Annotated in this window: 5 protein-coding genes and 1 pseudogene; 2 read left to right on the top strand and 4 right to left on the bottom strand. The window is 65.3% G+C overall.

Going from position 1 to position 6073, the window contains the following annotated elements; all coding sequences use genetic code 11:
* From OZN99_RS23265 to OZN99_RS23255, 3 genes are all read right to left on the bottom strand, one after another.
* The coding region (locus tag OZN99_RS23265; protein ID WP_270937642.1) for a ComF family protein at positions 1-513 on the bottom strand (513 nt) is incomplete at its 3' end.
* Positions 485-2059, bottom strand: coding sequence for a rhodanese-like domain-containing protein (locus tag OZN99_RS23260; RefSeq protein WP_270937641.1), 1575 nt, complete (start codon positions 2057-2059; stop codon positions 485-487). The genes OZN99_RS23265 and OZN99_RS23260, both read right to left, overlap by 29 nt.
* Before the next feature lie 4 nt (positions 2060-2063).
* Positions 2064-2678, bottom strand: a complete 615-nt coding sequence (locus OZN99_RS23255) for a cysteine dioxygenase family protein (protein WP_270937640.1) — start codon at positions 2676-2678, stop codon at positions 2064-2066.
* Between the two features lie 141 nt (positions 2679-2819).
* On the opposite strand from OZN99_RS23255, the gene OZN99_RS23250 reads away from it, so the two are divergent.
* The gene (locus OZN99_RS23250; protein WP_270937639.1) at positions 2820-4748 is read left to right on the top strand and encodes an NACHT domain-containing protein; all 1929 of its coding nucleotides are present in this window, start codon (positions 2820-2822) and stop codon (positions 4746-4748) included.
* Between the two features lie 4 nt (positions 4749-4752).
* Complete coding sequence (locus OZN99_RS23245; protein WP_270937643.1) at positions 4753-5643, top strand: methyltransferase domain-containing protein; 891 nt, start codon at positions 4753-4755, stop codon at positions 5641-5643.
* A 5-nt stretch (positions 5644-5648) separates the two neighbouring features.
* On the opposite strand, the pseudogene OZN99_RS23240 reads toward OZN99_RS23245, so the two are convergent.
* Positions 5649-6073: pseudogene (locus tag OZN99_RS23240) on the bottom strand (hypothetical protein); the annotation flags it as partial.

Raw genomic sequence — 6073 nt, 5'->3', positions numbered from 1 at the left:
GGCCGCCGCCGCCAGCCGCCGGGCGAGCAGCACGGACTGGTTGTAGCGCCGGCCGACCAGGCGGCGCCAATGCAGCGGCACCGGGGCGAGCAGGTCGGCGCGATCCAGCAGCGCGGCGCCGGCGCGCGCCATGCGGGCGGCCAGCGGGGCGGCGAGTTCCGTGCGGTCGGCGTGCTTGAAGGGCAGCAGCAGGCGCTTCGCGCCCTCGTCGTAGCGGAGCGCGGCGCGTGCGAGATCGTAGGGCGGTGGCCGGTCCAGGCAGCCAGGGCAGAGGCCGCCCGCCCCCGCCTGGCCCCCATGCAGGAAGGGCACGCCGCAACGGGCGCAGAAGGGCGGCGTCAGCAGGTGCAGGCCGCGGAAGCAGGTGGCGCAGAGCGTTCCCTGCGCCTCCACCGGGCTGTCGCAGGTCAGGCAGTGCGGCGGCAGCAGCGCGTCCAACACCGCCCCGCCCAGGCGGCGGAAGCCATGCCGCAGGCGGGTGGGCTCACCAGTGGCCAAACTTCGCGTCGCCATCGCGGGCGATCTGCTCGACCAGCTCGACCTCCCAGGTCAGGTACTCGCGCATCGCCGCCTCCACCCCGTGGTTGCGGTCGTAGGGGCGGAGCCAGGCGTCCACGCAGGCCTCGTCGGGCGGGTCGGTGCGGTCGGCCACCAGGCGGAAGCCTGCCGCTTCCCAGGCCGGCGTGCCGCCTTCCAGCGCGGCGACGGGCACCTTCACCAGGCCGTGCAGCTCCGCCACGCCCAGCGCGGCCAGCGCCGGGTCCGGCGCCGTCACCACCACCCGGCGGTCCGTCGGCAGACGCGGCGCCACCGCCGCCAGCCGCGTCCGCACGCCCCAGATGGCGCCCGGGATGTGGCCGGCCCGGAAGGCGACGGAGCGGCCGAGATCCACCACGCTGGCGGCGCCCTCCGCCAGAAGGGCGGCAAGCTCGCCCACGCTGACGCGCGGCGTGCCCGCAGGCAGGGTGGGCGGCAGGGCGGTCTCCAGCCGGCCGTCCAGGCCGCCGTCCAGCACGAAGACCTCCCAGCCGCCCAGCTGGCGCAGCCAGCCGGCAGTCATGTTCGCCCGCGTCCCCGTGTCGTCCACCAGCACGAGGCGGGCGTGGCGCACCGCGACCCAGGCATCGGTCGCCTGCACCAGCTGCCCGCCCGGCGCGCTGCGCGAGCCCGCCAGGTGACCGGCGGCGAATTCGGCGGGGTCGCGCACGTCGAACACATAGGTCGTGCGGGAGGCGTCGGCGCGCAGCGCAGCAAGGCCCGCCGGGTCCAGTCTCTGCGCGCCATGCTCCGCGGCGAAGCGGCGGGCGCGGGCCAGGCTCTCGGCGGCGTCGGGGGGCGTTCCCTCGGCATAGCGGTCCGCGCGGCCGCGGTCGCAGCGGAAGCCGGCCAGCTCCCAGCCCATGGTGCCGTTGCGCAGCGCCACCACCGGGTTCGGCAGCCCGGCCTGGCGCAGGCTCTCGGCGCCCAGGATGGATCGCGTCCGGCCGGCGCAGTTCACCACCACCGTGGTGTCCGGCCGCACCAGCATGGAGGGCACGCGATAGGCCAGCTCGCCGCCCGGCACGTCGATCGCGCCGGGAATGGACATGTTGCGGAACTCGGCCAGCGGGCGGCTGTCCACCACCAGGATGTCGTCGCCGCGGTCCTGCATGGCCTTCAGCTCGGCGGCGTCAACGGAGGGCGTGCCGTAGTGGTGCTCCACCCACTCGCCGAAGGCCTTGGACGGCACGTTGACGCCGGAGAAGACCTCGTAGCCGGCGGCCTTCCACGCCGGGGTGCCGCCATCGAAGACATGCAGGTCGGTGCAGCCGAGGCCGGCCAGTACGCCGGCCAACCGCTCGGCATGGCCTTCCCCGCCATCCGTGCAGACCACCCGCACGCCGCGGCGCGGCAGCAGGTGGGGCGCCCGAAGCTCCGCCTGGGAGAGCGGGCAGGGCACGGCCCAGAACAGGTGGCCGGCGGAGAACTCCCCCTCCTCCCGCGCATCGAGGATGGCGAGCTCCTTGCCATCGCGCAGCCAGGACTTCAGCGTCGCGGCCGTGATGCGCGGGGCGGCCATGGCGTCAGGCCTTCGCGCTGGCGGTCGGCTTCATGAAGTTCTTGTTGTAGGCGCTGACCGTCCCGGTGGCCGGGTCATAGGCCTTGCGGGCGTCCAGCTTCTCCAGCGCCAGGCCGTACATGTGCAGGTGGCGGGTGGGCACGCTGCCGGTGGTGTGGATGGAGTGGATGTCCTCCGGCATCAGGCAGATGCCGCGGCCGGGCTCCACCATCACCTCCTCGCGCACGCGGAGCTGGCACTTCGCGGGGTCGGAGCCGTCGTCCAGGCGCTCATAGACCTTGTTCAGCTCCTGCCCGTCCACCGCGACCACCACCGCCCAGGTGGTGTGGTCGTGCGGCTTGGTCTCGTTCCCCGGGTTCAGCGCGTTGAGGTAGAGCGCGAAGCGGTTCCCCGGATCCTCCTGCAGCAGGTAGCGGTTGGAGCCCTTCTCGCCGTTCGGCGGCGGCGGGAAGTTGGCCGAGGGGAACAGGTGCTCCTGCGCCGCGAGCTTCAGCAGCTCCGCGCGGATCGCCTCCAGGGCCGGGCGGGTCACGCCCTGCTGCGCCTCGATGGCGCGGATGCGGTCCACGGTGGCCGCGACGGCGGCGCTGCGCGCGGCGGAGACATCGGTGGCGTTCATTCGCTTGGTTCCTCTAGCCATCTTCGTGCTCTCCATGGCACGCTTTTTACTCTTGCTTCTAACCGGACAGCGCGCAATCGCGCTGACGGCGCACAGCCTTAGTGCGAAGTGCTAAAGTAGCCGGAAAAGGGTGACCAACGCATGGGAGAATTGGTCGGACAAGCTGCTGCAGCCGCGGCACAGCCAATAATTCGAAAGGCACTTGAACGAGCCACAACCCAACTTATTGCATACGTGGAAAAAACAACAAAAAAGGCTGTCGACAGATCGGCAATTTCGCTTAGACTTGGTGTAGACGATTATTTGCTTTCTAGCTACTTGCAATGCCGATATTTTAAGTCTTTATTGAATCCTCAACACCCTCAAGATGTGACGACACAATATGTCAACATCGATCTTTCTCTCGGCCCGCAAAACGCCCGCATGAGCGATATTGACTTCGGTAAACATTTATTCGAGCGGAAATCTATTGTCGTTACCGGTTTAGCTGGTAGCGGCAAAAGCATGCTGTTGCGACACATCACTGTTAATGCCATAGCTGAGGACAGAGGCGCGATCCCGCTGTTTGTGGAATTGAGGCAGTTGAATTCGATCACAAATAAGGATCTATTGACATTTGTCAGAACAAATTGCACGCGCCCAGATGAGGCGATAAGCGAAGATCGATTCAAATTAGCCCTTGAATCTAATGTATTCTTTCTTATTCTCGATGGATTCGACGAGATAAATTTTGATATCAGAGACGAAGTGCAAAAACAGATTTTTGATCTGCGCCGCAGGTTTCCTAATCTGACTATAGTAGTGTCTAGTAGACCGGATCAACGATTTGGAGCCTGGACTGAATTCTTTGTTTATAGTGTCTGCGATCTCACTAAAGAACAAACGACAGAACTCGTTCGCGGACTCGATTATGATTCAGGCGTAAAGAAGCGATTTTTGGCCAATGTCGTTGATATTCAATATGAAACGCACAGGGGATTCTTGGCATCTCCCCTTCTCACAACGATAATGTTGCTTACGTACGAAGAATTCGCAGACCTTCCTTCAAAGATGCATGCATTCTACAGTCAGGCCTTTGATACAATGCTACAAAAGCATGATGCTCAGAAGCGGCAGTTCCGCCGAAAGACGAGGACCGGACTGTCGCGTGACGACTTTCGCGCCTGCTTCGCGGCCTTCTGTACGTTTAGCTACTCGCGCGAAAAATACTTATTCACAGAAGACAATGCTATTGAAGTGGCAGATACTGCGATCAAATACATGCGAACAATAAGTAAAGAGTCTTTTGTTCGTGTCAACGCATCAGACTTCGTGCTTGATCTGCGAGAATCAGTATGTATGCTTCAGCAAGATGGTCTTTATATTGGCTTTGTTCACAGATCATTCCAAGAATATTTCACAGCTGTGTTTCTTACTTCGATCGGTTCGCAGCAAATACGCAAAGCAATGGACAAATTTATTCTGCGATTCACCGATAACGTAATCTCCATGTCGCACGACATGGCGCGCGATTTGGTTGAGCGCGAGTGGGTCCTCCCAAATTTAGTCGAATTGATAGAGGCGCTTGATCGTGAGCGCGATGAGCAGACCCCGGCCGCCTGTCAAACGAAGGCGCTGATGCCGGACATGCTGCTCGGTGCATATGGACCAAACCGCAGCCTTATTCTGACCCCCGTCATTAACCCCCGCCAACCAAGACTCTATTTTGTGATTACTTTACTTAATATATATAGAACTGAGTTTGGTGGCCTGTTCGACTTATTTAGCAGCAATGTCGAAAATACACTTAGGTTGAGCGTAAATAAGAAGATGAACGCCAATAAACATCGGCAGCGCCAATTAAAGCGTTTCCTTAAAGATTTCGCTTATCGTGAGGCTAAGGATGAACAAGTGGAGCTTCGCCAAGCTAGTTCGCTATCAGTTCAAGTTACAGAACTAGACGAATGGTGGCTGAGCGAAGTTGGTATGCTTGATTTTTTTCGTAATCTGCGCCTAAAGCTAACAAACCTTAGAGCGGATATCGCACGCAGAGTTGAGGAGAAGATCGATATTGTAGGTTCCTTCATATGAAGGGATTCCGGTCCTGAAGGACGTTTTTGACCGCCGCCTGGTGCGGCGCCGCCGCGAAAGGGCGGTGGCGACGGTGGACACCGTCGCACCGGTGCTGGAGGCCTGCGCGGAGCGGCTGCTGGACCGGCTGGACGACACCACGCGGCGCTTCACACGCGCGCTCGACCTGGGCGGGCGCGGCGTGGTGGCGCCGCGCCTGGCGGCGCGGGGCATCCCTTTCGTGGTCTCGGCCGACCTCTCCCCCGCCATGGCGCGCCACGCCGGGGGGCTGCCGGTGGCCGCGGACGAGGAGTTCCTGCCCTTCGCACCGGAGAGCTTCGACCTGGTCGTGGCCAGCGTCTCGCTGCACTGGGTCAACGACCTGCCGGGGGCGCTGCTGCAGATCCGGCGGGCGCTGGCGCCGGACGGGCTGTTCCTGGCCTCGCTGCCCGGCCTCGGCACGTTGCAGCCGCTGCGCACCGCGCTCGCCGAGGCGGAGACGACCCTGCGGGGGGGCCTCTCGCCCCGCGTCTCGCCCTTCCCCGAACTGCGCGACGCGGCGGGGCTGCTGCAGCGCGCCGGCTTCGCCCTGCCGGTGGCCGATGCGGAGGAGGTGCCGCTGGCCTATCGCAGCGCGCTCGGCCTGTTCCGCGACCTGCGCGCCGCCGGGGAGGCCAATGCGGTGCTGGCGGCCGACCGCAGGCCGCCGCCACGGGCCCTGTTCGCCATGGCCGCCGCGACGCTGCCGCAGGGGCCGGACGGTATCGCGCCTGGGCTGCGGCTGCTCGTGCTGACCGGCTGGGCGCCGCATGAGAGCCAGCAGAAGCCCGCCCGCCCGGGCAGCGCGACGCACCGGCTGGCGGATGCGCTCGGCACCGTGGAGCGCAAGGCGGGCGAGCGGCCGGACGGGCGCTGAGACCCTCAGCCGCGCATGCGGCGCCGCAGCAGAACCAAGCCGGCAATCGCCAGCAGCAGCCAGGCCAGCGGCGGTGGCTCGCTGACCGCGACGGGCGGCGGGATCTCCGGGCTGCGGAAACCGGACGGCGGCAGGCCGGGCAGCGTGTCGAGGAGCGGCAGCGGGCCAGCCGACGGGCCGCCCGGCGCATCGGGCAGGCCGAGCCGACCGGCAGTGAAGACCAGGCCCTCCCCAACGGGGAAGCCCGGGTTGCCGGGTGGCGCACCGGATCCCGACGCGCCCGGCGCCCGGACCAGGCCGCCTGCCAGGCCCGGCAGCCCGGCAAGACCGCCGGGGATGTCCGACAGGCCGGGAACCGGCACCGGCGCGGTCGCGACCGCCGGCGTGGCATCGGGGACCGGCGGCCTGGTGCCGATCCCGGCCGGCGTGG

The organism is Falsiroseomonas oryzae, assembly GCF_027856955.1.
GTDB lineage: Bacteria > Pseudomonadota > Alphaproteobacteria > Acetobacterales > Acetobacteraceae > Falsiroseomonas > Falsiroseomonas oryzae.
The sequence above is the reverse complement of the archived record's forward strand: the minus strand, read 5'-3'. Positions and strand labels throughout refer to the sequence as shown.

Bases quoted from the DNA above. Each gene is read 5' to 3' on its own strand.
- OZN99_RS23260 (WP_270937641.1), bottom strand. From the start codon at position 2,059: ATGGCCGCCCCGCGCATCACGGCCGCGACGCTGAAGTCCTGGCTGCGC.
- OZN99_RS23255 (WP_270937640.1), bottom strand. From the start codon at position 2,678: ATGAACGCCACCGATGTCTCCGCCGCGCGCAGCGCCGCCGTCGCGGCC.
- OZN99_RS23250 (WP_270937639.1), top strand. From the start codon at position 2,820: ATGGGAGAATTGGTCGGACAAGCTGCTGCAGCCGCGGCACAGCCAATA.